This window comes from Micromonospora sp. SD19 (assembly GCF_054462275.1).
On sequence record NZ_JBTLMN010000001.1, the window covers coordinates 182,149 to 208,049 of the forward strand.

The following is a 25,901-nucleotide window of genomic DNA, read 5'->3' on the forward strand; positions in this document are numbered from 1 at the left end:
CCGGTCGATCGTCCGGGTGGGTGTTGTTCCACCCGCGAACGCGGCGGGCCCGGGACGGCCGGCTGGCAGACAGACAGCGGCGGCCGGGAGCAGAGGCGAGGGGGTGGCACGACGGTGGCCGGTACGACCGACCTTGCCGCGGTGTGGTTAGCGGCGACCGACGAACTCGCCGACGAGATCATCTCCGCCCAGCAGCGTGCCTATCTACGGCTGACCCGGCTGCGGGCGATCGTCGAGGACACCGCGCTGCTCTCCGTCCCGGACGCGTTCACCCGCGACGTGATCGAGTCACGGCTGCGCCCGGCGATCACCGAGGCGCTCACCCGCCGGCTCGGCCGACCGATCCAGGTCGCGGTCACCGTTCGGGTGGCCGAGGACGCCACCGGCCGACCGGCTGGCACCGTCTACCGCAGCGCTCCGGAGGTCGGGCAGCTCGACCTCGACGTCCCGGGCGTCGCGTCGTTCGACGACGACCAGGACGCTCGGCCGGCCGCCGACGCGATGATCCCCGAGCAGTCACCCGCGCCGCGTACGCCCGATCCGGGTCCGCCACCCGCGCCGGCGGGTCCGCCGCTCGCGCCGACCGTCGACGGGCACCGCTCCGGGCTGATCCCGGCCAGCAGGGACGGGCAGGAGGCGTTGTTCAGCGCCGCCTTCGCCGAACCCATCCGGCCGAACCGGCCGGGCCCGGACCGGCGCGGCTACGACGAGCAGGCGGCCCGCCTCGACCCACCCGGCCCGGACACCCGGCCCTACGAGCCCCGCTACCGGGATGACTCGGCGTCGCCACGCGACCAGCACGTGATCCGCTCGCTCCCCCGGGACAGCGGAACGGACAGCGGCCCGGGTCGCAGCGCTGTGGACCACCGCAACGGTGGCCGCGACGACCGCCGGTTGCCCGGTGCCGACACCGGTGGCAACCGGCTCAACCCGAAGTACATGTTTGAGACCTTCGTCATCGGGTCGTCCAACCGGTTCGCCCACGCGGCGAGCGTGGCGGTGGCGGAGTCGCCGGCCAAGGCGTACAACCCGCTGTTCATCTACGGGCACTCGGGGCTGGGCAAGACCCACCTGCTGCACGCCATCGGGCACTACGCCACCACGCTCGGCAACGCCCGCTCGGTCCGCTACGTCTCGACCGAGGAATTCACCAACGACTTCATCAACTCGCTCCGGGACGACAAGACCAGCGCGTTCCAGCGGCGGTACCGCGACGTCGACATCCTGTTGATCGACGACATCCAGTTCCTGGAGAACCGCGAGCGCACCCAGGAGGAGTTCTTCCACACCTTCAACACGCTGCACAACGCCAACAAGCAGATCGTGATCACCTCGGACCGGTCGCCGCGCCAGCTCGCCACCCTCGAGGACCGGATGCGAACCCGGTTCGAGTGGGGGCTGCTGGCCGACATCCAGCCGCCGGATCTGGAGACCCGGATCGCGATCCTGCAGAAGAAGGCGGCGCAGGAGCGGATGTACGCCCCGCCGGACGTGTTGGAGTTCATCGCCTCCCGGGTGTCGAACTCGATCCGGGAGTTGGAGGGCGCGCTGATCCGGGTGACCGCGTTCGCCAGCCTGACCCGGTCGACGGTCGAGCTGTCGCTGGCCGAGGAGGTGCTGCGGGACTTCATGCCCGACGGCGCCGGCCCGGAGATCAACGCCGACCAGATCATGGCCTCGACGGCGGACTACTTCGGGGTGAGCCTGGAGGACCTGCGGGGCCAGTCCAGGTCCCGTGTCCTGGTCAACGCCCGCCAGGTGGCCATGTACCTGTGCCGGGAGCTGACCGAGTTGTCGCTGCCCCGGATCGGGCAGGCGTTCGGTGGCCGGGACCACACCACAGTGATGCACGCCGACCGCAAGATTCGTCAGCAGATGGCCGAGCGCCGCTCGCTCTACAACCAGATCGCCGAGCTGACCAACCGGATCAAGCAGAACAGTTGACGGGTACGACCGCCGTCGCGGCGGTGCACAACCTGAGGACACGCCCGGCCGGATCTCCGGTCGGGCGTTCTTTTGGGTCAGTCAGCTGGACTCTCGACATGGTGTAGACCACAGGATCGAGGCCGTGACCGCCTCGATCCCCACTCGTTGTCCACAGCTCGTTATCCACCGTCGGTGGATAACTACGGTCCGTCCTCCGCCAGTTACCCACAGGCTGTGGAGAAACCCTGTGCACGAGGCTGTGGACGCCTGGGGACGACGGTCGGGTTATCCACCGGTCATCATCAACCTGTGTACGGGCTGTTGAAGGTTCTGGGGATGACGGCAATGGTGATCTTCCCCGCGATCCACAGGCTTGGGGAGAAAGTCGGTGGATTACCGGTGGACAACCGGTGGACAACGGTGGACAACCGGCCGCCGTCGCCGGGCTGTGGACACAGAAGCCGGTTGTACCCCCGGTTCTCCACAGCTAAATCACCGGTCGATAACCTGTCTGAGCTGCGCAGACCTCGGTTTTCCACAGTTTGCACAGGTGCGATGAAGACGATGAGTTATCTCTTCTAAGAGAACAAAAACCAATCATCACCGTTGGGCTTTCTGTGGATCGGGCCGAACGCTGTCGGATCAGCCCGTCAGCATCGACACGATCCATGGGGTCGGGCGCACAGCCGATGTCCCTGCGCCCTAAGGTGCGATGGGTACCCGCACGGTCGGGCGGGACGGTAGGCAGCGGTCGGCATGAGAGAGTTGTCGCTGACGTCGACGCGGAGGCATTGATGAAGTTCCGAGTGGAGCGCGACGCGCTCGCCGAGGCTGTGGCGTGGACCGCGAAGAGCCTGCCCAACCGGCCGTCCGTACCGGTGCTCGCCGGGGTGATGCTCCGCGTCACCGACGGCAACCTGCGGGTCTCCGGGTTCGACTACGAGGTCTCCAGCCAGGTGACCGTCGAGGTGCAGGGCGACGCCGACGGCGCCGCGCTCGTCTCCGGCCGCCTGCTCGCCGAGATCACCAAGGCGTTGCCGGCCAAGCCGGTCGACATCGCCGCGGTCGGCGCGCACCTCGAGTTGGTCTGCGGCAGCGCCCGGTTCACCCTGCCCACCATGCCGGTGGAGGATTACCCCGCGCTGCCCGAGATGCCGCAGAGCGCCGGCACTGTCGACGCCGCCGCGTTCGCCACGGCGGTTTCCCAGGTGGCCATCGCGGCCGGCCGGGACGAGACGCTGCCGATGATGACCGGTGTCCGCGTCGAGCTGTCCGGCGACACGTTGTCGATGCTCGCCACCGACCGGTACCGGTTGGCGCTGCGCGAGATCCAGTGGCGGCCGGACGACCCCGAGGTGAGCATCAACGCCCTGGTGCCGGCCCGCACGCTGAACGACACCGCCAAGGCCCTCGGCCCGCTGGGCGGCGAAGTCACCCTCGCCCTCGCCCAAGGGGCTGCCGGTGAGGGCATGGTCGGTCTCGCCGGCGGCACCCGTCGTACCACCAGCCGGCTGCTCGACGGCGCCAACTACCCGCCGGTGCGGTCGCTCTTCCCGGCCACGCACAACGCCGAGGCCCGAGTTTCGGTCAGCACGCTGATCGAGGTCGTCAAGCGGGTCGCGCTGGTCGCCGAACGCACCACGCCGGTGCTGCTCAGCTTCAGCGCCGACGGTCTGGTGGTCGAGGCCGGCGGTTCCGAGGAGGCGCGGGCGAGCGAGGCGATGGAGGCCACCTTCACCGGTGACCCACTGACCATCGGCTTCAACCCGCAGTACCTCATCGACGGTCTGGCAAACCTGGGCGCTCAGACGGCCGTGCTCTCGTTCGTCGACGCCTTCAAGCCCGCGGTGATCTCACCCGCTGGCGAGGATGGCGAGGTCATTCCGGGGTACCGGTACCTCATCATGCCGATCCGCGTCTCGCGCTGATCGCGCCCAGCAACACCCAGATCCACGGAGGTAGAAACACATGCAGCTCGGCCTGGTAGGACTCGGCCGTATGGGCGGCAACATGCGGGAGCGGTTGCGTTCGGCCGGGCACGAGGTGGTCGGCTTCGACCACAACGCGCAGATCAGCGACGTTACGACCCTCGCCGGCCTGGCGGAGAAGCTCGAGTCCCCGCGCGCGGTCTGGGTCATGGTGCCCGCGGGTGTCACCGACGCCACCATCGACGAGCTCGCCGAGGTGCTCGGCGAGGGCGACATCATCATCGACGGCGGCAACTCGCGCTTCAGCGACGACGCCCCCCGCGCCGAGCGGCTCAACCAGCGGGGCATTGGCTACCTGGACGTCGGCGTCTCCGGAGGCGTCTGGGGCCGGCAGAACGGCTACGGGCTGATGGTCGGCGGTTCCCAGGAGCACGTGGACCGTCTGATGCCGATCTTCAACGCGCTCAAGCCGGAGGGCGAGTTCGGTTTCGTGCACGCCGGCCCGGTCGGGGCCGGGCACTACTCGAAGATGGTGCACAACGGCATCGAGTACGGCCTGATGCACGCCTACGCCGAGGGCTACGAGCTGATGGCCGCCTCGGAGCTGGTGACCAACGTGCCGGGCGTCATCAAGTCCTGGCGGGAGGGCACCGTCGTCCGTTCCTGGCTGCTCGACCTCCTGGACCGGGCGCTCGACGAGGACCCGGAGCTGGCCGACCTGAGCGGCTACACGGAGGACACCGGCGAGGGCCGGTGGACGGTCGACGAGGCGGTCCGGTTGGCGGTGCCGCTGAACGTCATCACGGCTTCGCTGTTCGCCAGGTTCGCCTCACGGCAGGACGACTCGCCCGCCATGAAGGCCGTCTCCGCGCTGCGTCAGCAGTTCGGTGGCCACGCCGTGCACAAGCGCTGAGCGGCGTCCACAACCTGTGTACGTTCACCGGCTGGAACTGGTCGACTTCCGCTCGTACGAGCGGGTGGCCGTCGACCTCCAGCCGGGGGCGAACGTCCTGATCGGCGCCAACGGTGTCGGTAAGACCAACCTCGTCGAGGCGCTGGGCTACGTGGCGACCCTGGACTCACACCGGGTCGCCACCGACGCGCCGCTGGTCCGGATGGGCGCATCGTCCGCGGTGATCCGCTGCGCTGTGGTGCACGACGGCCGCGAGCTTCTGGTCGAGCTGGAGATCGTGCCCGGCAAGGCCAACCGAGCCCGGCTGGGTCGCTCACCGGCGCGACGGGCCCGGGACGTGCTGGGGGCGCTGCGGTTGGTGCTCTTCGCCCCCGAAGACCTGGAGCTGGTCCGGGGCGACCCGGCCGAGCGTCGCCGCTACCTGGACGACCTGCTGGTCAACCGCCAGCCCCGGTACGCGGGTGTGCGGGCCGACTACGAGCGGGTCGTCAAGCAACGCAACGCCCTGCTGCGTACCGCGTACCTGGCCCGCAAGACTGGTGGGTCCCGGGGCGGTGACCTCGGCACCCTGGCGGTCTGGGACGCCCACCTGGCCCAGCACGGCGCGGAGCTGCTCGCCGGCCGGCTGGAGCTGGTGGCCGCGCTCAGCCCGCACGTGGCCAAGGCGTACGACGCGGTGGCCGCCGGTCGGGGGGCGGCGAGCATCACCTACCGGCCGTCGATCGAGCTGGCCGAGTCGACCACCGATCGGGCCGCGTTGGCAGAGGCGCTGACGGCGGCCCTGGCCGCGTCCCGTTCCGCCGAGATTGAGCGGGGCACCACCCTGGTCGGTCCGCACCGTGACGAGTTGGCGTTGAGTCTCGGCCCGCTGCCCGCCAAGGGGTACGCCAGCCACGGCGAGTCGTGGTCGTTCGCGCTCGCGCTGCGGCTGGCCGGGTACGACCTGTTGCGCTCCGACGGCATCGAGCCGGTGCTGGTGCTCGACGACGTCTTCGCGGAGTTGGACACCGGCCGCCGGGAGCGGTTGGCGGAGCTGGTCGGCGGGGCGAGTCAGCTGCTGGTGACCTGCGCGGTGGACGATGACGTGCCGGCCGCCCTGCGCGGCACCCGTTACCAGGTCGGCGAAGGGACGGTACGCCGTGTCGGATAAGCCAGGCACCGAGCGGTCGGCGGCAGGCGACGCCGCGGCTGCGCGTACTCCGAAGGTCGCTGCGGAGTCGGCGGGCGGTGAGCCGGCGGCGGCCGCCAGCGGGCCGGAGCTGGCCCGGGCGGTGCTCGACGCGGCGCTGTCCCGGCGGCAGGCGGCGGCCCGCGCCCGGCGTGCGCCCGGCGGTGGCGACGCCGCCGGCGGCTCGGGCCGGCGGTTGCGTGGCTACTCCGGCCCGGGCCCCGACCCGCGCGATCCGCAGCCGCTCGGCGCGGTGCTGAACCGGCTGGTCAAGGCGCGCGGCTGGCAACAGCCGGCGGCCGAGGCCACCGTGTTCGGCGCCTGGGAGCGGGTCGTCGGCGCTGAGGTGGCGCAGAACAGCCGCCCGGTGAAGTTGGAGAACGGCGAGCTGACCGTGGAGGCGCGCTCGACCGCCTGGGCCACCCAGCTGCGGCTGCTGGCCGGCTCGCTGCTCAAGCAGATCGCCAGCGAGGTCGGTCACAACGTGGTGCGCAAGCTGCACATCCACGGGCCGGCCGCGCCCTCCTGGGGGAAGGGCCCACGCCGGGTGCGCGGCCGGGGCCCCCGCGACACCTACGGCTGAGCCGCCGGCTCAGCCGCGCCGGTCCGCCTCGCGGGCTGCCCGCTTGCGCTCCCGCTGCTCCCGGGTGTGGCGCTTGCGCTCGGCCAGGTCGCGTTTCCACGCTTCGCGGGCCTCGGCCGAACCGCCCTGCACCGCGCCCTGCACCCCTTCGGCGGGGCCGGCGAGGTGCCGGAAGGCCCACCGCATCAGTCGGCCGCCCTCGCCCGGGGCCCTGGTGACCGCGCCGTCCTCGCTCATCTGCCGCCTCTTTCCGGGTCACGTCGTCCCGCCGGGTCAGGCCCGACGCACGAGCAGACCGTTGGGGTACGAATGATTGGTGCACCAATTATCGGTACGATAGTCATCGTGCGGAGGGAGGGCAACCGATGAGCGAACGACCGGACGGCGTCGACCCGCTGGCCCTGGAGCAGCAGGTGTGCTTCGCCCTCTCGGTCGCCGCGCGCAGCGTGGTGGCCGTCTACCGGCCGCTGCTGGAACCGATGGGGTTGACCCACCCGCAGTACCTGGTGATGTTGGCCCTCTGGCAGCACGCGCCGTTGTCCGGCCGCGACCTCAGCCGCCTGCTCCAGCTCGACCCGGGCACGCTGTCACCCCTGCTCAAGCGCCTTGAGGCGGCCGGCTACCTGCGCCGGGAACGCGACCCGAGCGACGAGCGCAGCCTCGCCGTCACCCTCACCGCCAGCGGCGCCGCGCTGCGGAGTCAGGCCGAACTGATCCCGGCCGCGATCGTGCAGCGGCTCGGGCTGCCCGTCGAGGACCTGCAACACCTGCACGCGGTGCTCACACAGCTGATCTCAGCCGCCAACCGGCCGGCCGGCCCGGAGACGGACGCGGCGGCTCAGGCGTCGGCGTAGACGGCGAACCCGCGCTCGGCGCAGCGCCGGTAGAACGCCGCCAGCACGCCCAGCTCGGCGCAGGTGAAGTTCCACTGCGGCGGATCGCCGCGCTCGTCGCGCAGCGCGTCGAGCCGACTCTCCAGCCAGCGCAGCTGCTGTTCGGCCAACCGGCCGTCGCCGAGCAGAGCACGCAGCACGGTGCTCACCGACTCGAAGGTGACCGCCTCGCCGGTGGGGCGGTGCGCGGCCACGAACCGTTCGATGCCGCTCGCGATCCAGGAGCAGCCGTCCGGGTCGATCACCGGGTCCTCGTCCTCGGCGGCGGCGTCTGTGGCGTACAACACACCTTCGAGGCCGAGTAGGAGATCCACCAACTCGGTGTACGCGGTCGCCCGGATGGTGCCGGTCTTCGCGATGAGCTCGGCCAGCGCCGCGGTCGGCGCGGAGATGCGCGGTAGGTCGACGATCTCGCCGAAGTCGACGAACTCGGCCGGCGCCACCGGATCGTAGAAGCGGCCGGTCCGCGGCCAGTGCACCGCGACGTTGTCCAGCCCCATCTGTCACCTCTTAAAGAGCACGTGTCGGGTCGATCGGGTCGATCGTCCCGGTTCCAACCGGTAAAGATCAAGGCTGGTTCCGGGGCGCCGCAAACGTACGGCACTGACGGTTCGGCCGCGACCCCCGACCCGCCCGACCGCGGGTCAACCCGTTCCGGGGCGGCGCGTGCGAAGCGGGCCTGGCGTGTGGGGGGAGTCGTGGGCGACGGGGTTCTGCCGGCTATGGACTTCTCAGCCGCCTCGCTGAGGGTGCCGAGTGGTGGTTCTGTCCTCCGCGCACAGTAGGATTGACAGTGAGACGAAGACCCGGTGCGGGAGTGGGACGGGGCCGGTGGCCCAGGTTCATTCTCCACGTCGGGTCGAGCCGATCGCGATCCGCGGGCAACCGCGGCGACCGGCGCGTTCGACCCGCTGTCCGGAGGTCTCCGGCGCCGGTCCGCGCGCCGACGTCGCGTCCTGTCCGCCGAACCCGCGCCCGACGCGCCCCTACCGGCGCGGCTGACGCGAGAAAGTGGCCGAGGGTGGCAGCGCAGGACAAGCAGGAGTACGGCGCAGAGTCGATCACCGTTCTCGAGGGGCTGGAGGCCGTTCGCAAGCGGCCCGGTATGTACATCGGGTCCACCGGCGAACGCGGTCTGCACCACCTCGTCTGGGAGGTTGTCGACAACGCTGTCGACGAGGCGCTGGCCGGATACTGCGACACCATCGACGTGGTGCTGCTCGCCGACGGCGGCGTCCGGGTCACCGACAACGGCCGTGGTTTCCCGGTCGACCTTCACCCGAAGCTCAAGAAGCCGGGTGTCGAGGTCGCGCTGACCGTGCTGCACGCCGGCGGCAAGTTCGACGGCAAGGCGTACGCGGTCTCCGGTGGTCTGCACGGCGTCGGTGTCTCCGTGGTGAACGCTCTCTCCACCCGAATGGCCGTGGAGATCCACAAGTCCGGTTTCGTCTGGCGGCAGCAGTACACCAACTCCAAGCCCAGCCCACTGGACAAGGGCGAGGCCACCGACCGCACCGGCTCGGCGGTCTCCTTCTGGCCCGACCCCGACGTCTTCGAGACAGTCGACTTCGACTTCCAGACCATCTACCGGCGGCTGCAGGAGATGGCCTTCCTCAACCGGGCCCTCCGCATCCACCTGCTCGACGAGCGGGTGGCCGAGGAGGAGGACGGCCGCCAGCGCGAGGTCACCTTCTTCTACGAGGGCGGCATCGCGGACTTCGTCCGGCACCTCAACGCCTCGAAGAGCCCGATCCACAAGACCGTGGTCGAGTTCGAGGCCGAAGAGGAGGGCATGTCACTTGAGATCGCCATGCAGTGGAACGAGTCGTACGGCGAGTCGGTCTACACCTTCGCCAACACCATCAACACCCACGAGGGCGGCACGCACGAGGAGGGCTTCCGGTCCGCGCTGACCAGCGTGGTCAACCGGTACGGCACCGACAAGAAGCTGCTCAAGGGCGACGAGAAGCTCTCCGGCGAGGACATCCGCGAAGGGCTCGCGGCGATCATCTCGGTCAAGCTGGCCAACCCGCAGTTCGAGGGCCAGACCAAGACCAAGCTGGGCAACACCCCGGTGAAGAGCTTCGTGCAGCGGGTCTGCAACGACCGGCTGGTCGACTGGTTCGACCGCAACCCGGCCGAGGCCAAGATGATCATCACGAAGGCCTCCCAGGCGGCCCGGGCCCGGATCGCCGCGCAGCAGGCGCGCAAGCTGGCCCGGCGCAAGTCGCTGCTGGAGTCCGGCTCGATGCCGGGCAAGCTGGCGGACTGCCAGTCGACCGACCCCCGCGAGTCCGAAGTGTTCATCGTCGAGGGTGACTCGGCCGGCGGCTCGGCCAAGCAGGGTCGCGACCCACGGACCCAGGCGATCCTGCCGATCCGCGGCAAGATCCTCAACGTGGAGAAGGCCCGGATCGACCGGGTGCTGAAGAACAACGAGGTCCAGGCGCTGATCACCGCGCTGGGCACCGGCATCCACGACGACTTCGACATGGAGAAGCTGCGGTACCACAAGGTGGTGCTGATGGCCGACGCGGACGTCGACGGCCAGCACATCCAGACGCTGCTGCTCACCCTGCTGTTCCGCTTCATGCGTCCGCTCGTCGAGATGGGGCACGTCTACCTGGCCGCCCCGCCGCTCTACAAGATCAAGTGGAACAAGAAGGGCGATGACGCCCAGTACGCCTACTCCGACCGCGAGCGGGACGGCCTGATCCTGCTGCGTCAGCAGAAGAAGCCGAACGCCAAGCCGGACGACATCCAGCGCTTCAAGGGCCTCGGCGAGATGAACTATCCCGAGCTGTGGGAAACCACCATGAACCCGGCGACGCGTACCCTGCGTCAGGTCACTCTCGACGACGCGGCGACCGCCGACGAGTTGTTCAGTGTGCTGATGGGTGAGGACGTCGAGGCGCGCCGGTCGTTCATTCAGCGCAACGCCAAGGACGTGCGGTTCCTGGATATCTGACGGACTGCGCCGGATCGGCCGGGCACTGCCCGGCCGATCCGGCGGTCCACAGAGTTATCCACAGCTTGGCCGGTATCCACAGCGGTTATCCACAGCACGAAAACGACTCTGAGTCTGATAAGGGTATACAGTGACCGATTCTCCCGAGTCCACACCGAACGAGCCCGAGGTTCCCGCCGAGGCCATCGCCGCGGTGGTCGCGCACGACCGGATCGAACCGGTCGGGCTCGAGGTGGAGATGCAGCGCTCCTACCTCGACTACGCGATGAGCGTCATCGTCGGTCGCGCGCTGCCGGACGTCCGGGACGGCCTCAAGCCGGTCCACCGCAAGATCCTCTACGCGATGTTCGACTCCGGCTACCGTCCGGACCGCGGCTACGTGAAGTGCTCCCGCGTCGTCGGTGACGTGATGGGTCAGTTCCACCCGCACGGCGACTCAGCGATCTACGACGCGCTGGTCCGGATGGCGCAGCCCTGGTCGCTGCGCTACCCGCTGGTCGACGGCAACGGCAACTTCGGCTCACCCGGTAACGATCCCGCCGCCGCGATGCGCTACTGCCTCACCGGGGATGTCCGGATTCGCACCGCTGACGGTAGCGTGCGGATCGCGGACGTGGTGGCCGATGCGGCGCCGTCCAGCGAGACCGACATCGACCTCAAGGTCCGCGACCGCAACGGCGACCTGGTTCGCGCCAGCAAGTTCTTCCATTCCGGCGAGCACCCGACGCTGCGGCTCCGCACCCGCGAGGGGTACGAGCTGACCGGCACCCACAACCACCCGGTGCTCTGCCTGGTGGACGTGGCCGGCGTGCCGACCCTGCTGTGGAAGCTGCTCGCCGAGATCTCCCCCGGCGACCGCGTTGTCCTCCAGCGCAGCGTGCCGGACGAGATCGGCTACCCGATGCTGGAGCACGTCGAGGCCGCCGTCCTCGCCGGCGCCTTCGTCAGTGAGGGCTGGGTCTCCCCGAGCCGCGCCGGGTTCAACAACGTGGACCGGGAGTTCTTCGTCCGTGTTCTCGCGGCCTACGACCTGGCCGTCGGCGGCCCCCGCTACGTGAGTGAGCGGGTCATCGCCTCCGGCAGCACCCTGCACGAACTCGATGTTCAGGACCTCACCGCGCTGCGCGAGAGCCTTCTGGGCGACATGATGGGCGCGCGCAGCGCCGCGAAGTTCGTTCCCGAGTTCGTCTGGCAGGGGCCGGCAGCGGTCAAGCGGGCGTTCCTCCAGGCGCTGTTCGAGGGCGACGGCTCGTCGTCGCTGCTGCCGCGCAACACCATGCAGATCTCGTACTCGACTCGCAGCCAGCGATTGGCGGCCGAGGTCCAGCAGTTGCTGCTGGAGTTCGGCGTGGTCAGCCGGCAGACCCGCTACGACAGTGGCGAGATCAAGGTCGTGGTGACCAACCGGCGCGACGCGCGGATCTTCGCCGCGCACGTCGGCTTCCTCGGCCGTAAGCAGGCCAAGCTGGAGGCCGAGCTGGCCCAGGTGCCGGCGAGCAGCACGGCGCTCTCCAGCGACCACGTGCCGCTGGTCGGCGACTTCATCCGTGAGCACGGCGCGACGCGCTGGACGGAGCAGGACTGGCTGCGCCGGCACAACGTGGACCGCGTCGAACGGTGGGAGCGGGACCGGGATGAGATCGCGGCCCGGATCACCAACTCCGAGGTGCTCGACGTGGTCGAGCCGTTGGTCGACGGCCGGTTCTACTACGCCGAGGTGGCGCAGATCACTGACGCCGGTGTGCAGCCGGTCTACAGCGTCCGAGTCGACACCGACGACCACTCGTTCGTCTCGGACGGGTTCGTCAGCCACAACACCGAGTGCAAGCTCGACCCGCTCGCGATGGAGATGCTGCGGGACATCGACGAGGACACCGTCGACCTGCAGGACAACTACGACGGCCGGGCCAAGGAGCCCACCATCCTGCCGTCGCGGATCCCCAACCTCCTGGTGAACGGCTCCGAGGGCATCGCGGTCGGCATGGCCACCAAGATCCCGCCGCACAACCTGCGGGAGATCGGCGCGGCGGTGCAGTGGTGCCTGGAGCACCCGGACGAGGACGAGGAGACCACCCTCGAAGCCCTGCTCGGCATCGTCAAGGGCCCGGACTTCCCGACCTACGGCCTGATCGTCGGCACCACAGCGATCCAGGACGCGTACCGCACCGGTCGCGGCTCGATCCGGATGCGCGCCGTGGTGGAGGTCGAGGAGGACAAGCGGGGTCGCCCCTGCCTGGTCGTCAGCGAGCTGCCCTACCAGGTCAACCCGGACAACCTCGCCGAGCGGATCGCCGAGCTGATCAAGGAGGGCAAGCTCGCCGGGATCGCCGACATCCGCGACGAGTCCTCCGGTCGTACCGGCATGCGGATCGTGCTGGTGCTCAAGCGCGACGCCGTCGCGAAGGTCGTGCTGAACAACCTCTACAAGCACACCCAGCTCCAGGAGACCTTCGGCGCGAACATGCTGGCCCTGGTCGACGGGGTGCCGCGCACGCTCAACCTGGCGCAGTTCATCCGCTACTACGTCGAGCACCAGATCGACGTGATCCGCCGGCGGACCGCGTTCCGGCTGCGTAAGGCCGAGGAGCGGGCGCACATCCTGCGCGGTCTGGGCAAGGCACTGGACGCGCTGGACGAGGTGATCGCCCTGATCCGGCGTTCGCCGACCGTGGACGACGCGCGGCAGGGCCTGATCCGGCTGCTGGAGATCGACGAGATCCAGGCGACCGCGATCCTGGACATGCAGCTGCGCCGGCTCGCCGCGTTGGAGCGGCAGCGGATCGTGGACGACCTGGCCAAGCTCGAGCTGGAGATCGCCGACCTCAAGGACATCCTCGCCAAGCCGGAGCGGCAGCGGAAGATCGTCTCGGAGGAGCTGGGCGAGATCGTCGCCAAGTGGGGCGACGACCGCCGGACGCAGATCATCCCGTTCGACGGCGAGGTCTCGATGGAGGACCTCATCGCCCGCGAGGACGTGGTCGTCACGATCACCCGCACCGGGTACGCCAAGCGGACCAAGGTCGATCTGTACCGCTCGCAGCGACGCGGCGGTAAGGGCGTCAGCGGCGCCACGCTGCGGCAGGACGACATCGTCAGCCACTTCTTCGTCTGCTCGACCCACGACTGGATCTTGTTCTTCACGAACAAGGGCCGGGTCTACCGGGCCAAGGCGTACGAGTTGCCGGAGGCCAGTAGGGTAGCCAAGGGCCAACACGTGGCCAATCTGCTCGCCTTCCTGCCCGACGAGCAGATCGCGCAGATCATTGAGATCCCGAACTACCAGGTAGCCCCCTATCTGGTACTGGCCACGAAGAACGGCCTGGTGAAGAAGACGCGGCTCGAGGAGTTCGACTCCAACCGTTCCGGCGGCATCATCGCGATCAACCTTCGCGATGAGGACGAGCTGGTCGGTGCTGCGCTGGTTGCCCCGGAGAACGACCTGCTGCTGGTCTCGAAGAAGGCACAGGCGATCCGGTTCAACGCCTCCGACGAGGCGCTGCGGCCGATGGGCCGGGCCACCTCGGGCGTGATCGGCATGCGCTTCACGGACGACGACGTCCTGCTGGCCATGGAGGTCGTGCGGGAAGGTTTGGACGTTCTGGTGGCCACGAACGGGGGATATGCCAAGCGCACCCCGATCGAGGAATACCCGGTGCAGGGCCGGGGAGGTAAGGGCGTGTTGACTGCGAAGATCACCGAACGGCGCGGTGGTCTGGTTGGCGCGGTGGTGATCGATCCGGACGACGAGCTGTTCGCGATCACCAGCAATGGTGGTGTCATTCGGACTCCGGTGAAGCCTGTACGCCGTACGCGTGACCGGAACACAATGGGGGTCAAGCTGATGGACCTCCCGGACGGCGTGACTATCGTGGCGATTGCTCGCAATGCCGACGAGCCTGACGAACAGGACTAGTTGAATGACGGAGACACAGGCGAAGTCGGGGAACACGGGGACCTCGGCCAACCCGGTCGACGAGGAGGCCGCCAAGGGCGGCACACCAGCGACCGGCCGCGCGGCCGTAGGCCGGGCGACGGTCCCCGCCGATGCGCCTGCCCCGAAGTTCACCAGGGCTCCAGGTATGACGCCCCCGCCGGAGCAGCCGGGCGAGGACGACGGGGCGGGTGACAAGACCGAGGCGACGCCCAGCGCCGAGGCGCCGACGTCGGCCGCCGCCAACCCTCCGGGTCCGGCGGCGACACCCTCGACCCGTCCGACGACCACCCAGCCGATCGGTGTCCGGCCCGGCCAGGCGACGTCGGCCGGGTCCACCGGCACCCAGCCGCGGATCACCCCCGGCATGACCCAGCCGCAGCCGGAGGCGGCGCGTGGCACTGCCACTGCCGGCCGTCCGGCCAGCGGCGGTGGCCTGCCGCCGGGGATCGGCAACCCGTCCGCCGTGGGGGCCGCCCGCGTCGGTGACGCGGTGCGCGCGGCGCGTACGTCGGTCAGCTCGGCCGCCTCCCGCGGGCCGCGCCGGGCCCGGCTGAACCTGAAGCGGATCGACCCGTGGTCCGTGATGAAGTTCGCATTCGCGGTGTCGGTGGTGCTCTTCATCGTCGTGGTGGTCGCCACCTCGGTGCTCTACCTGGCGCTGGACGCGATGGGTGTGTTCCAGAGCGTCAACGAGAGCCTGAGCGACCTGGTCAACGCCGGTGGTGGGCAGAGCACCAGCGGCTTCCAGATCACCGCCAAGGGCGTGATTCTCAGCTCGGCGCTGATCGGCCTGGTCAACGTGGTGCTGTTCACCGCGCTGGCCACGCTCGGCGCGTTCGTCTACAACGTCTGCGCCGACCTGGTCGGCGGGATCGAGCTGACCCTCGCTGAGCGGGACTGAGCCAACCGGGACGCCGGAGCATCGCGGAATGCGGTCGCTCCGGCGTCCCGTGCTCAGGTAGGTTTTTGCCGGCGACGACGGGCCCCGGCTCGCAGGCTCGGACCCCGATTTGGGGCCGGCAGAGCGGATGGGTTAATCTTGCTCGTCGCAACGCGGGGCTATAGCTCAGTCGGTTAGAGCGCAGAGCTGATAACTCTGAGGTCGATGGTTCGATTCCATCTAGCCCCACCGCAAGTCGTCCGACGGTAGTCGAGCGCGAGGGGTCGCCCCATGTTCAAGAAGCTGCTGATTCTGGCTGGCGTCGTCGGTGTGGCCGCCGTCGTGTTCAACAAGATCAAGGCGTCGAACGATGAGCGTGCCCTGTGGCACGAGGCGACCACCGCGCCCGACCTGCGCTGACGTCCGGCCCGGCGACGAGTGATCGTCGCGGTGGCCACCACGGGGCCCTAGCTCAACTGGCAGAGCACTGCCTTTGCAAGGCAGGGGTTAGGGGTTCGAGTCCCCTGGGCTCCACCAGCACCTTCCCCGGTTGATCTCGGTCGGAGTGCAGCCAAGCCGGTTACGCCGTCCCCTCGTGGCCGAGAATCCGGTCGATGGCCGAGGCAGCCTGACGAGCCCGCGCCGGCAGAACGTGGCCAAGGTGTCGGCCTTCATCCGGATCGTGGAGTGCCCAAGCACCTCCATCACCGTCCGCAGCTCCTCGCCCTGGTCGAGCAGGAACGTGGCGAACGCGTGCCGCAAGTCGTGCAGGTGCGATGTGGCGACCTACGGCTTCGAGGACCTCCAGTTCTACAGTGAGGTCGCCCAGCCGATCGAGCACTGGTCACTGCGCGAAGAGGTCGCCGACGGAGCCCTCCGGGACCAGGCCAACCCACATTCTGACCCGACACGCATCCGCGACACAGATCGCTGCTGGGCCGGAGCTGTAAGGGGCATCCATGGAATCACCTGCCACCCCGACGTGGGTCATGACAGTGGAGTATGCCGGCGTGTCGCCTGCTTGGTGTGAGGACGACGGCGCCACGGATGACTCACGTGTGAACCCGATCGCCATATCGAGAATAGGCGATCATGCGACCACCCTGAGCGCGGTCGTCGCGGCCGTCACCGAACAAGAGGCCCGCGAGATCGGACTGGTCGGCCTCGGACGTTGGGCGCATCGGATCAGCCTCAGCACGCACAATCCGACCGTGGTGGCGCTGTTTGCCAGGGGCATCGGATAGTCGGAACACCCCGGCGCTACTCGGTTCGTCTGGTTGAGGTCAAGGCAAGCCGGTCGGTCCAATCCGGAATGGATGGACCCGGGCGACGCGCCACGCCGTGGGTTTAGCCCCCTGTTCGCAGGGGATCCGCGCTCATGCGGATAGACATCGACGAGCCGAATGCTGTCGAACAGTTCTGGGAAGGGATGCGGGAGGTCGCCGCCGCCGCTACCCGGCACCAGGACGACGACCTGTACCAGGCGATCGTCAAGATCGGCAGATCCGCTCTGGCCCAGGGGGTCGAACTGGTGCCGTCCAGTGGCTTCTTCCTGCAGTGCCCCGTCTGCAGCGCCAGGTCAGGCCAGCGCTGCATCAACGTGCCGGCCCACCCGTTGAGCGAGGACGCACTCCATCCGGCGCGCGTTGAGCTGGCCGAGAAGGCGATCAGCGGTGAAATCCCACTGCCTGCGCCGATCCGGTGACCACTCTTCCGACGACGCGGAGCTGTCTCCGTGACGTGACTCGTTGGGTGATTCGCACGGCCGGGATCGGCGGCGCGGTCAGGCGGGCTGGGTGAGTGCGATGGTTTCGCCGCGCGTGATGGTGCGCACCTGCCCTGCCCAGCCACGACGGCGGGCCTCCTCGACGAAATGCGCCAGCGGGGAGCGGAAGACCGGATAGTCGTCGTAATGGATTGGCACGGTCAGCCGCGGACGGACCAGCTCCACCAGGTCCGCACCCTGGCGGGCGTCCATGGTGAGCAGGATTCCGGCGACCTTCGTGCCGCCGAGGTGGATCAGCATCGCGTCGATGTCCGGGTAGCGTTCGGGGATCGCGGTGAGCAGCGGCCGGTTGAGGGTGTCGCCGGTGACGTAGAGCCGGAATTCCCGCCGCCCGGAGCGCTCCACGTCGATCATCGTGCCCATCACGTCGGGCATCAGCAGGTCGAGCACGCCCGGGCCGTGTTGTCCGGGCATTGAGGTGAGGCGCACTGTCGTACCGTCGCGGTGCAGTTCCCGGGACGACCACGTCGGCAGGCCCTGTGCGGCCTGGAAGCCCCAGCGGCGCAGCTTGCGTTCCGCAGCGGGGGTGGTGACGATCGGCAGCTCCCGGTCCAGTTCCCGACGGGCCGCCCGGTCGAAGTGGTCGCCGTGCAGATGGGAGAGGACCACCGCGTCCAGTTCGGGAAGCTGGGCGATCCGCAGTGCCGGGTCCGTGCGCCGGCGCGACCACAACCCCTTGCCCAGGTACGCCCGCTGGCCCCGGTGCAGAAAGTTCGGGTCGGTCAGCAGGGTGAATCCGCCGATCCGTAGCACCGTCGTGGCGGTACCGATGAACGTCACCTGCGGTTGCTCTGCCACGGTGTCCACCTCCTCCGGCTCCGGTACCCCGGTGAGCCGGCGGCATGCGGCGTGCCGACGCTCAGTGCGTCGAGTCGCTGTTGTCAGTCGAGGCGGTGTCGGGTCGGGCCTGGGGCACGTGCTCCATCAGCTTCGTGAGTGCGCCGTTGGCGAAGGTGGCACCGAGCGCCGACCCGGCTCCGATGGTCCAGCCGACCGGCCCGAGCGGGGTGCAGCCGAAGAACTGGCTCACCCCCGGCGTCTGCACCACCACGACCAGCACGCCCAGTGATGCCACGGTGGAGGCCAGCACGGCCGGGCTGGTGCCGCCGGCCAGGATGGTCTGCCCGAGTTGGGTGCCGACCAGGGAGACCAGGGCGACGGTGCCCGCCCGTTGGCGGCGTCCGGTGTAGCGGGCCAACGTCCAACCCGCTGTCGCCCCCAGCGTGGTGGCCGTCGCCCGCAGCCCGATCTCCCTGGTGAGGCTCTCGCCGAGCGCCCTGTCCGGGCCCTCCCGCAGCAGCGCGTCGGCGCGGTCCGACGCGGGTGGCCGGACCGCGATGGCCAGCGCCGGCGCCAGGTCGGTGAGCAGGTTGACCAGCAGCAGTTGTCGCCCGGTGAGCGCGGAACGGCCGGTCGCCGCGGCGCTGAGCACACTGAAGGCGATCTCGCCGAGGTTGCCGCCGACCAGGATGCTCAGCGCGTGCCGCACCGACGACCACATCGCCCGCCCTTCGATCAGGGTCGCGATGATGGTTTCCAACCGGTCGTCGGTGACCACCAGGTCGGCTGCGGCGCGGGCGGCCGGGGTGCCCCGTTGGCCGAGGGCGATGCCGACGTCGGCCAGCCGGATCGCCGGGGCGTCGTTGGCGCCGTCGCCGGTCATCGCCACTGTCCGCCCGCACTTCTGCAACGCTTGGATGATCCGCACCTTGTGGGCAGGGGTGCAGCGGGCCACCACGTCGGTGTTGGTCAACCGTTCCGCGAGCGCGTCGTCGTCCAGTTGGTCGAGTTCACCGGCGGTGACCACCCGCTGTTCGTCGTGGTCGCTGATGGTGGCGGCGATCGCCTCGGCGGTGGCCGGATGATCGCCGGTGATCATGATGGTGTGCACGCCGGCCTGCCGGATCCGGCGTACCGCAGGGGCGGCGCTCTCCCGCACACCGTCGGCGAGGGCCAGGAAACCCACGAAGGTGAGCCCTCGAACGTCGGAGTCGGTGACCGTCGAGTCGTTCACCGGGCACTCGGCGACGGCCAGGATCCGGTTTCCGGCACCGGCCCGGTCGGCGAGCATCCGTTCCAACTCGGCGCGGCCGGCGTCGTCCATCGGCTCCTGACGGCCGTCGGTGCGTCGGGACGAGCAGCGGGGCAGCACTGTCTCCGGAGCACCCTTGACGCTCAACAGCAGGTGACCGTCGGTCCGTCCGATGCTCGCGTGGTAGCCGCGGGACGGCTCGAACGGCAGGCCCCCGGCAGCGTGCCAGCCGGCGGCACCGGTCTGCTCCACCACGCCGGCCTCCCCGGCGCCCCGCCGGACCGCCCGGTCGGTCTGCAACGCCAACTCCTCCGGATTCTTCGCGGCGGGGGTGGCCCGCAGCGCCGCGGCCAACGTCATCCGGAGCCGGTCGTCCAACCGGTCCACCGGCGCGTACCGGTCACCGACGCCGTCGCCGACTCCGGCGAGCAGCAACTGGCCCTCGGTGAGGGTGCCGGTCTTGTCGAAGCAGAGCACGTCCACCCGGCCCAACGCCTCGATGGTGCGCGGGTTGCGGACCAACGCGCCGTGCTCGGCCAGCCGCCGGGCCGCGGCCAGCTGCGCCGCGCTGACCAGGAACGGCAACCCCTCCGGCACCGACGCCACGGCGAGGTTCGCGGCGGTCGCCGCCGTTTCGGCCAGGGGTACGCCCCGAAGCAGGCCCGCGCCGGCCACCGCTATCGCGGAACCGGCCGCCAGCGGGATGGCGGTGCTGGTCAACGAGCCGAGCCGAGCCTCCACCCCACTGGTCGGGGGTGCCTGCCGCACCAACGCGAGGCTGCGCCCGGCCTCGGTGTCGTTGCCGGTCGCCACCACCACTGCGGTGCCGTGCCCGGCGGCGACCGTGGTGCCCTCGTAGAGCATCGAGTGCCGGTCGGCGACGGCGGCGGCGACCACCGGCCGGTTGGACTTGGCGACCGGCAGCGACTCACCGGTCAGCGACGACTCGTCGGCCTCCAGGCCCACCGACTCGAGCACCCGGCAGTCGGCGGGCACCGAGTCTCCCGGTTCGAGGGCGATGACATCCCCGAGGACCAGGTCCTCGGCGGCGAGCACCTGATCGGCGCCGTCCCGGCGGACCCGTGCGGTCACCGCCGACCGCGACAGCAGCTCCGCCAGTGACCTCTCGGTGTTGCGTTCGTGCACCGCTCCGATCAGGGCGGACCCACCGACCACGCTGCTCACCAGCGCGGCGTCGACAAGTGAACCGAACGACGCGGAGAGCACCGCCCCGGCGGCCAGCACCGGGGTGAGTGGGTTGGACAGCTCGTCCAGGAAGGCGCGCAGCAGCCCACCACTTCCGGGTTCGGCACCGCCGTCGGCGCCCGAGCTGTGGCGTCGGCGCTGCGCTTCCGCGCTGGTCAGGCCGTCCGGCGTGGAGCGCAGGTGGTCGAGCACCGTACCGACGGGCATCAGGTGCCAGGCGGTCGTCACCGGTGCCGGGGTGTCCGACTGGTCGTGCAACCGGCGGGCCTGCCAGACCCCGTTCGCGAAGGCCAACCCGGCCGCGCCGTTCACCGCGACGAGCGACCGGCCGGGCAGTTCGGTCGGCGGGGCCGTGAACGCGCCCAGCGCCCCGAGACCGGTGCCGGCCATGGCCAGCCGAATGTTCTGCTGGGCGGTACGCCGGGCCACCCCGGTCGCCTCGATCACCAGGGCCACCACCCGCAGGTCGGCACCGACCAGCAGGTGTGCGCCCCACGGGGGCAGCTCCTCCGGCGCGGCGAACCCGAGACCGCAGTCGGACGCGCCGAGCGCCTTGCGGTCGGCGGAGACGAGCATCACCATCGCGCCGTCGCGCTGTAGTCCGCGGACCGACTCGACCAACTGGTCCCCGCCGGGCAGCATCGCGTCGGCGAAGCCGTACCGCTGCTCGTCGCCACCGGCAACGATCAGCCGCAGGCCGGCCCGCCGCGCGGCGGCCGGCAGCCCGTCGACACCGGGTGCGGGTTCCGGCTCGACCCGCAGGAGCGCGGCGAGCCGGTCGCCGTGGGCGAGGCCGAGCAGTTGGCCGCCGGCCGAGCGCAGCCGGCCCGCGTCCGCGATGGCGTCCAGGTGGTTCGCGGGCATCTGGTCCAACGGTCCGAGCCGCCAGCCGTCCGCCGCACGGGAAGCGGCCGGATCGTCGGGGTCGAACAACGCGAAGGCCCGCTCGGCCACCTCGTCGACGTCCGCGTCGGAAGCCGGCGCCAGGTCGGCGAGTACGCCCCGGTCCGAGCCGAGCACCGCGGCGTCGAGCACGAGCGTGTCGATCCGGTCCAACTCCCGCAGCACACTGCGGTCCATCGCGATCACCCCGCGCCGCGCCAGCATCCGGCCGAGCTGGGCGGCGTACCCCTCACGTCCACTGCCGGGCGCCTTCGGCAGCGCCGACAGGCCCAGCGCGGCGGCCCGCTTGCGCCCGGCGAAGGGCACCGCCGCCGCGCCGGCCGCCGCGCCGGCGGCGAGCATCCGGTTGATGTACCGCTCGACCGGGCCGTGCGGCTTGGGTCGGGGACGGTCGGCTATCGGCCACCGGGCGACGGCACGCTCGGGGTCCCCGGTCAGTCGGGGTTCCGCGTTTTCCCAGGCGGAGAACTGGGCCCGGTCCTCACCCCACTCCACGAGCCGTTGGGCGCCGTCGAGGACGATGCCGGTCCAGCGGCCGGTGAGACCCTGCACCACGGCCTCGGCCAGCGGGAAGAGGACCTCCGCGCGCGGGTCGGAGCGCAGTGTCCTGCCGAGGAACGCGTGCAGCTTCGGTTGCAGGTCGACCGCCGCCAGCACGCCGGCCACCTCACCGGGCAGCGGCGCGAACGGCAGGATCCGGGTGGCCGCCCAGAGGGTCAGACCCAGCGCGTCCGAGGCGAGCGCGCCGAGGGTGCGCGGGTTGTGGGGGCCCTCCTCGGGCGGGTGCGGGGGTGGGATCTCCGGATCGGGCTCGTGATCGCAGGTCCGTTCGACCCGGCTGATGGTGGCGATGAGGTCGTCGAGATCCGGTTCGGGGGCCTGCACGGCCACCACCACCCGCCCGGATGGAGCGTTCACCCTGGCCCAGGCCACCCCGGGCATCCGCTCCAGCGCACCCTCGACCTGCCGGGCGAGCTGGTCGCCGCCCTCCTGGCAAACGCCGTGTACCTCGATGTGGTGCCGACCGGGGCGTGACCAGACCCGACGCCGGCTGAGCCCGACCGACCGGGCCAGCCGGGTCGCGGCCGACCCGACGGTCCGGGACGCCTCGCCGATCAGGTGCGGCACGCCGAAGGACGGCAGGATGCGGCCGGCAGCGCGACCCGCCGCCGTCATCGAGGCGTACGGCTGGACGGACGCCAGCCCGGCTCCCTGTTGCCGCTGGTCCTGACCTTGGCCATGTCGTCCTCCCACCGCGCTCACGTCCGGCGGCCTGGCTTCCCGACCTGCCATCCGTTATGCCCCCTGAGCGGCGGAATTTTCCGTCGTCGCTGGCGCATGGACAGGTTGGGCCGTGGAATCCGACGAGCATCACCGGACATGGGGAGGCCGGCATGAGCACGCTGACGCGACATCTCAACGGTTCGCGGGAGAACATGCGGATGTACAGCCGTCGGGTCCAACTGCCGATGCTGGGTGACGTGGCGGTCCCGCCACCGGACAAGGTCGTCTACTACGCCGGGCTCGGCGTGCTCGCCGCGCTACAGGTCATCGAGTGGCCGATCGCTGTGGTGATCACCGCCGGCCACGTGTTGGCAGACCAGCATTTTTCCGGTCTGGCGCGCGGTCTCGGGGAGGTTCTGCAGGACGCGTGACGAGAGCCGGGTCACCGGACGGTTGACATGAATCAGGGTTGAGGTCGCATGCTCGGCCGATGTCGAGCACAGCCGTCACCGCCGCACCCACCGCACCAGGGCTCTTCGCACCCCGGTTCCGCGCGATGACGGTGGGCAGCGTCGCGTTGATCTCACTGCTCGCGTTCGAGGCGTTGGCGGTCGGTACGGCGATGCCGACGGTCGCCCGCAGCCTGGACGGGCTGGCGCTCTACGGGATCGCGTTCGGTGGCCCGTTCGCCACCGGTGTGCTGGCCATGGTGGTCTCCGGAATCTGGTGCGACGCCCGGGGGCCTCGCGGACCGATGTGGCACGGCGTCGCCTGGTTCGTGGTGGGGTTGCTGATCGCCGGGACCGCCCCGGTGATGAGCGCGCTCGTCGTCGGGCGGGTCGTGCAGGGTTTCGGCTCCGGGCTGCTCTCGGTGGCGCTCTACGTGATCGTCGGGCACGCGTACCCGCAGGAGCTGCACCGGCGGATCTTCGCGGCGTTCGCTGCGGCGTGGGTCGTACCGTCGCTGGTGGGGCCGGCTGTCGCCGGCCTGATCGTGCAGTACCTGGGCTGGCGGTGGGTCTTCCTGGCGGTGCCGGCGGTGGCGGTGCCGGCGGTGCTGCTGATCCATCCGGGCCTGCGGTCGTTGGGCCGGAGTGTGGCCGCGAGCCCACCGGCGGGCGCGCTCGGGCGGATCGGTTGGGCGTGTGGGGCCGCGGTGAGTGCCGCACTGCTGCACATCGGGGGACAGCAGCGCGGTGCCACCGCCCTGGTGCTGGTCGCGCTCGCCGTGGTTGGCCTGCTGGTCTGCGCCCCGCGACTGCTGCCGGCCGGGTTCCTCCGGGCGGCCCGAGGGTTGCCCACCGTCGTGGGGCTGCGGGGCCTGGCGTCGGCGGCCTTCGTCGGCGCCGAGGTGGTCATCCCGCTGATGCTGTCGCGGGAGCGGGGCCTCTCGCCGACAGCGGCCGGACTGGTCCTCACCGTCGGCGCGTTGGCGTGGTCGGTGGGCTCCTGGTTGCAGGGCCGCATTCCGGTGCCGGCATCGCGGGCCACCCTGCCGCGCGTCGGGCTGGGCTGCATCACGATCGGCACCGCCACTGTGGCGCTGGCCGTCCGGCCCGAGCTCCCGGTGGCTGTCGCCGTTGTCGGTTGGGCGGTGGCCGGTCTGGGCATGGGGTTGCTCTATCCGTCGTTGTCGGTGCTCACGCTGGAGTTCTCCGCGCCGGGTGAGCAGGGTCGCAACAGCTCGTCACTGCAACTGAGCGACTCCCTCTTCGCGGCCACCGTGCTCGCTCTGACCGGGGCTGTGCTGGCGGCCGGGAGTGCCCCCGGCCCGGCCAGCTACACGACGACGCTCGTGGTGGCCGCTGGGCTGGCCCTGCTCGGGGCGGTGCTCGCCGGCCGGGTGGTGGTGGGCGGGGGTGTGCGACAAGGCGGGTGATCCGCGGATTCGGCCGCGTCCCGGCTGCCGGTGCCGGAAGGATGGCGGGCGATGAACCTCCTGACCGTCCTGCCGCTCGCCGTGGTCATGGTCGCCGGGACGCAGCTGGTGGTGGCGGTCTTCCTCGCCTCGTCGGATCGGCCCCGGGCCGCGTCGCTGGGCTTCCTCACCGGCGCGGGGCTGGTGGTGGCCGCCGGGGTGACTGTGGCGTGGTTGGTGACCCGGCTGGTGGGTGGAGTGGCGGCCGACGCCAGCGCCGTCGCCGGGAAGATCGATCGCGGTCCCGCCATCGACCTGGTGGTGCTGGCCCTGCTGGTGATCCTGGCCGTGCTGATCTGGCTACGCCGCAACCGGTCCGGACCGCCGCGCTGGCTGGGCGGCATCGAGCGCGCCGACGCGCCGCAGGCGCTGCGGCTGGGTGCGCTGCTCTTCGTGGCGACCCCCACGGACGACCTCACCATGGCCACCGTCGGGGCGAGCGTGGCCCGTCACGATCTGCCGTGGTGGCACCTGGTGCCGTTCGTGCTGTTCACAGTGCTCCTGCTCGGGCTGCCGCTGCTGGCGTTGCTGCTGCTCGGGAGCAGGGCGGCGCGGGTGTTGACCCGGATGCGGGAATGGGCCGAGGGGCACGCCTGGATCGTCAGCGAGATCGTGATCGCGTTCTTCGCGCTGCTGACCGGGTTGGACCTGATCCGGTCCGGCTCAACCGCCGCCCTCCGCTGACACGTACGGGGGAACCGGGCGGAGATGAGCGCAACAACGGTTCACGTTCGTCTTACCGTGACGCCATGTTCGCTGTCGTCACCACGGTGATCCTCTACGTCTTCGGTTTCGTCTTCCTCTACGGCGTGATCCGGCTGGGTGTCCGGCACGCGTTCGAGGATCTGGAGTTGCAACGGGCCAAGGCCCAGCGCGAAGAGGAGTTGGCGGCCGCCCGCGACCGCTCCTTCATGCGCGACAACGCTTTCCTCGCCGGCAGTTGAGCGCCGGATCGGTCCGACCCGGCCCGGTGGCGTCGCCGGGCGGACGGGGAGCCGCCGGACGGTTCAACGTCGCGGATGCGAGGATCGCACCCGTGATGGGAACGCTGAAGACGGAACCGGCCCGCGCCCGCCTCGATCTGCTCGCCCCGCCGGTCGCGGAGGCAATCGCCCAGTGGCCGGCCAGCGCCCCGGTGGACGTCAACGACGTGCTGGTCGCGCCGATCGACGCCGACCTCGCCGACACCGCGGCGTTCTGCGCGGCGTACGAGGTGGGGCTGGACGTGTCGGCCAACTGTGTCGTGGTGGCGGGCAAGCGTGAGGGTGTGGTCCGTTACGCGGCCTGCATCGTCCTGGCCACCACCCGGGCCGACGTGAACGGCGTGGCCCGCCGGGCGTTGGACGTCCGCAAGGCGAGCTTCGCCCCGATGGCCGACGCTGTCGAGTTGACCGGCATGGAGTACGGCGGCATCACCCCGATCGGGCTGCCGGCCCAGTGGCCGATCCTGGTGGACGCGCGGGTCATCGCCACACCGCACGTGATCGTCGGGTCCGGCGTACGGCACAGCAAGATCGCGCTGCCGGGGCCGGCGTTGGGCGCGCTGCCCGGAGCGCAGGTGGTGGAAGGGCTGGCCAGGCCGGCCTGACCACGCATCGGCATCGATGTCGTTGCACGTGAAACATCGTGATCATCGATG

22 protein-coding genes and 2 tRNA genes are annotated in these 25,901 nt (G+C 70.4%); 19 read left to right on the forward strand and 5 right to left on the reverse strand.

Going from position 1 to position 25,901, the window contains the following annotated elements; all coding sequences use genetic code 11:
- Nucleotides 1-114 precede the first annotated feature (114 nt).
- The 5 genes from dnaA (at nt 115) to ACX27O_RS00865 (ending at nt 6,518) form a co-directional block, all read left to right on the forward strand.
- Complete coding sequence (gene dnaA, locus ACX27O_RS00845; RefSeq protein ID WP_030331873.1) at nt 115-1,944, forward strand: chromosomal replication initiator protein DnaA; 1,830 nt, start codon at nt 115-117, stop codon at nt 1,942-1,944.
- Nucleotides 1,945-2,720: 776 nt separating this feature from the next.
- On the forward strand, nt 2,721-3,854 hold the full coding sequence (gene dnaN / locus ACX27O_RS00850) for a DNA polymerase III subunit beta (protein ID WP_030331874.1): 1,134 nt from the start codon (nt 2,721-2,723) through the stop codon (nt 3,852-3,854).
- A gap of 40 nt (nt 3,855-3,894) precedes the next feature.
- Nucleotides 3,895-4,767, forward strand: coding sequence for a phosphogluconate dehydrogenase (NAD(+)-dependent, decarboxylating) (gene gnd, locus ACX27O_RS00855; RefSeq protein WP_030331875.1), 873 nt, complete (start codon nt 3,895-3,897; stop codon nt 4,765-4,767).
- A gap of 16 nt (nt 4,768-4,783) precedes the next feature.
- A complete protein-coding gene (gene recF / locus ACX27O_RS00860; RefSeq protein WP_030331876.1) occupies nt 4,784-5,917 on the forward strand; it encodes a DNA replication/repair protein RecF in 1,134 nt (377 codons plus the stop codon).
- On the forward strand, nt 5,907-6,518 hold the full coding sequence (locus tag ACX27O_RS00865; protein ID WP_030331877.1) for a DciA family protein: 612 nt from the start codon (nt 5,907-5,909) through the stop codon (nt 6,516-6,518). The genes recF and ACX27O_RS00865 overlap by 11 nt, the downstream gene beginning before the upstream one ends.
- Before the next feature lie 9 nt (nt 6,519-6,527).
- On the opposite strand, the gene ACX27O_RS00870 is transcribed toward ACX27O_RS00865, so the two are convergent.
- Nucleotides 6,528-6,755, reverse strand: coding sequence for a hypothetical protein (locus tag ACX27O_RS00870; RefSeq protein WP_030331879.1), 228 nt, complete (start codon nt 6,753-6,755; stop codon nt 6,528-6,530).
- Between the two features lie 128 nt (nt 6,756-6,883).
- On the opposite strand from ACX27O_RS00870, the gene ACX27O_RS00875 reads away from it, so the two are divergent.
- On the forward strand, nt 6,884-7,372 hold the full coding sequence (locus tag ACX27O_RS00875) for a MarR family winged helix-turn-helix transcriptional regulator (RefSeq protein WP_210861593.1): 489 nt from the start codon (nt 6,884-6,886) through the stop codon (nt 7,370-7,372).
- On the opposite strand, the gene ACX27O_RS00880 is transcribed toward ACX27O_RS00875, so the two are convergent.
- The gene (locus ACX27O_RS00880; protein ID WP_030331882.1) at nt 7,357-7,911 is read right to left on the reverse strand and encodes a hypothetical protein; all 555 of its coding nucleotides are present in this window, start codon (nt 7,909-7,911) and stop codon (nt 7,357-7,359) included. The genes ACX27O_RS00875 and ACX27O_RS00880 overlap by 16 nt on opposite strands.
- 521 nt (nt 7,912-8,432) lie before the next feature.
- Here ACX27O_RS00880 and gyrB point away from each other — a divergent pair.
- From gyrB to ACX27O_RS00910, 6 genes are all read left to right on the forward strand, one after another.
- On the forward strand, nt 8,433-10,379 hold the full coding sequence (gene gyrB / locus ACX27O_RS00885; protein ID WP_030331885.1) for a DNA topoisomerase (ATP-hydrolyzing) subunit B: 1,947 nt from the start codon (nt 8,433-8,435) through the stop codon (nt 10,377-10,379).
- 130 nt (nt 10,380-10,509) lie between these two features.
- Nucleotides 10,510-14,292 carry an intein-containing DNA gyrase subunit A gene (gene gyrA, locus ACX27O_RS00890; protein ID WP_156057541.1) on the forward strand — a complete coding sequence of 1,261 codons (3,783 nt, stop codon included), beginning with the start codon at nt 10,510-10,512 and terminating at the stop codon, nt 14,290-14,292.
- Nucleotides 14,293-14,296: 4 nt separating this feature from the next.
- Nucleotides 14,297-15,214 (forward strand): DUF3566 domain-containing protein, encoded by a 918-nt coding sequence (locus ACX27O_RS00895; protein ID WP_030331889.1) that lies wholly within the window; start codon nt 14,297-14,299, stop codon nt 15,212-15,214.
- 154 nt (nt 15,215-15,368) lie between these two features.
- Nucleotides 15,369-15,442, forward strand: a tRNA-Ile gene (locus ACX27O_RS00900).
- A 42-nt stretch (nt 15,443-15,484) separates the two neighbouring features.
- A complete protein-coding gene (locus ACX27O_RS00905) occupies nt 15,485-15,613 on the forward strand; it encodes a DLW-39 family protein (RefSeq protein WP_209444550.1) in 129 nt (42 codons plus the stop codon).
- Between the two features lie 41 nt (nt 15,614-15,654).
- A tRNA-Ala gene (locus tag ACX27O_RS00910) sits at nt 15,655-15,730 on the forward strand.
- Here the strand turns inward: ACX27O_RS00910 and ACX27O_RS00915 are convergent.
- Entirely contained in the window at nt 15,701-15,955 is a 255-nt protein-coding gene (locus ACX27O_RS00915) for a hypothetical protein (RefSeq protein ID WP_247675730.1), read from the reverse strand. The two genes, ACX27O_RS00910 and ACX27O_RS00915, sit on opposite strands and share 30 nt — an antisense overlap.
- A gap of 197 nt (nt 15,956-16,152) precedes the next feature.
- Between ACX27O_RS00915 and ACX27O_RS00920 the strand changes: the two genes are divergently transcribed.
- Nucleotides 16,153-16,437 (forward strand): hypothetical protein, encoded by a 285-nt coding sequence (locus ACX27O_RS00920; protein ID WP_358128064.1) that lies wholly within the window; start codon nt 16,153-16,155, stop codon nt 16,435-16,437.
- Nucleotides 16,438-16,571: 134 nt separating this feature from the next.
- A complete protein-coding gene (locus tag ACX27O_RS00925) occupies nt 16,572-16,898 on the forward strand; it encodes a zinc finger domain-containing protein (protein ID WP_156057547.1) in 327 nt (108 codons plus the stop codon).
- A 78-nt stretch (nt 16,899-16,976) separates the two neighbouring features.
- Here the strand turns inward: ACX27O_RS00925 and ACX27O_RS00930 are convergent, their stop codons facing one another.
- Both ACX27O_RS00930 and ACX27O_RS00935 read right to left on the reverse strand, forming a co-directional pair.
- On the reverse strand, nt 16,977-17,777 hold the full coding sequence (locus ACX27O_RS00930) for an MBL fold metallo-hydrolase (protein ID WP_358128062.1): 801 nt from the start codon (nt 17,775-17,777) through the stop codon (nt 16,977-16,979).
- Between the two features lie 61 nt (nt 17,778-17,838).
- The gene (locus ACX27O_RS00935) at nt 17,839-22,296 is read right to left on the reverse strand and encodes a cation-translocating P-type ATPase (RefSeq protein ID WP_358128091.1); all 4,458 of its coding nucleotides are present in this window, start codon (nt 22,294-22,296) and stop codon (nt 17,839-17,841) included.
- A 218-nt stretch (nt 22,297-22,514) separates the two neighbouring features.
- On the opposite strand from ACX27O_RS00935, the gene ACX27O_RS00940 reads away from it, so the two are divergent.
- From ACX27O_RS00940 to ACX27O_RS00960, 5 genes are all read left to right on the forward strand, one after another.
- Nucleotides 22,515-22,775, forward strand: coding sequence for a hypothetical protein (locus tag ACX27O_RS00940; protein WP_210862586.1), 261 nt, complete (start codon nt 22,515-22,517; stop codon nt 22,773-22,775).
- Between the two features lie 59 nt (nt 22,776-22,834).
- Nucleotides 22,835-24,223 (forward strand): MFS transporter, encoded by a 1,389-nt coding sequence (locus ACX27O_RS00945; protein ID WP_210862587.1) that lies wholly within the window; start codon nt 22,835-22,837, stop codon nt 24,221-24,223.
- A gap of 51 nt (nt 24,224-24,274) precedes the next feature.
- Nucleotides 24,275-24,946 (forward strand): GAP family protein, encoded by a 672-nt coding sequence (locus ACX27O_RS00950; RefSeq protein WP_030331902.1) that lies wholly within the window; start codon nt 24,275-24,277, stop codon nt 24,944-24,946.
- A gap of 65 nt (nt 24,947-25,011) precedes the next feature.
- Nucleotides 25,012-25,206 carry a hypothetical protein gene (locus ACX27O_RS00955; protein ID WP_030331904.1) on the forward strand — a complete coding sequence of 65 codons (195 nt, stop codon included), beginning with the start codon at nt 25,012-25,014 and terminating at the stop codon, nt 25,204-25,206.
- A 95-nt stretch (nt 25,207-25,301) separates the two neighbouring features.
- Nucleotides 25,302-25,850, forward strand: coding sequence for a YbaK/EbsC family protein (locus ACX27O_RS00960; RefSeq protein ID WP_030331905.1), 549 nt, complete (start codon nt 25,302-25,304; stop codon nt 25,848-25,850).
- Nucleotides 25,851-25,901: the final 51 nt, after the last annotated feature.

Excerpts from the sequence above, each read along its gene's own strand:
- dnaN (WP_030331874.1), top strand. The coding sequence starts at position 2,721 with ATGAAGTTCCGAGTGGAGCGCGACGCGCTCGCCGAGGCTGTGGCGTGG.
- ACX27O_RS00925 (WP_156057547.1), top strand. The coding sequence starts at position 16,572 with ATGCGGATAGACATCGACGAGCCGAATGCTGTCGAACAGTTCTGGGAA.
- ACX27O_RS00955 (WP_030331904.1), top strand. The coding sequence starts at position 25,012 with ATGTTCGCTGTCGTCACCACGGTGATCCTCTACGTCTTCGGTTTCGTC.
- ACX27O_RS00875 (WP_210861593.1), top strand. The coding sequence starts at position 6,884 with ATGAGCGAACGACCGGACGGCGTCGACCCGCTGGCCCTGGAGCAGCAG.
- ACX27O_RS00870 (WP_030331879.1), bottom strand. The coding sequence starts at position 6,755 with ATGAGCGAGGACGGCGCGGTCACCAGGGCCCCGGGCGAGGGCGGCCGA.
- ACX27O_RS00960 (WP_030331905.1), top strand. The coding sequence starts at position 25,302 with ATGGGAACGCTGAAGACGGAACCGGCCCGCGCCCGCCTCGATCTGCTC.
- ACX27O_RS00905 (WP_209444550.1), top strand. The coding sequence starts at position 15,485 with ATGTTCAAGAAGCTGCTGATTCTGGCTGGCGTCGTCGGTGTGGCCGCC.
- ACX27O_RS00895 (WP_030331889.1), top strand. The coding sequence starts at position 14,297 with ATGACGGAGACACAGGCGAAGTCGGGGAACACGGGGACCTCGGCCAAC.
- ACX27O_RS00945 (WP_210862587.1), top strand. The coding sequence starts at position 22,835 with ATGTCGAGCACAGCCGTCACCGCCGCACCCACCGCACCAGGGCTCTTC.
- ACX27O_RS00950 (WP_030331902.1), top strand. The coding sequence starts at position 24,275 with ATGAACCTCCTGACCGTCCTGCCGCTCGCCGTGGTCATGGTCGCCGGG.
- ACX27O_RS00940 (WP_210862586.1), top strand. The coding sequence starts at position 22,515 with ATGAGCACGCTGACGCGACATCTCAACGGTTCGCGGGAGAACATGCGG.
- ACX27O_RS00920 (WP_358128064.1), top strand. The coding sequence starts at position 16,153 with ATGGAATCACCTGCCACCCCGACGTGGGTCATGACAGTGGAGTATGCC.
- gnd (WP_030331875.1), top strand. The coding sequence starts at position 3,895 with ATGCAGCTCGGCCTGGTAGGACTCGGCCGTATGGGCGGCAACATGCGG.
- ACX27O_RS00880 (WP_030331882.1), bottom strand. The coding sequence starts at position 7,911 with ATGGGGCTGGACAACGTCGCGGTGCACTGGCCGCGGACCGGCCGCTTC.
- ACX27O_RS00935 (WP_358128091.1), bottom strand. The coding sequence starts at position 22,296 with ATGACGGCGGCGGGTCGCGCTGCCGGCCGCATCCTGCCGTCCTTCGGC.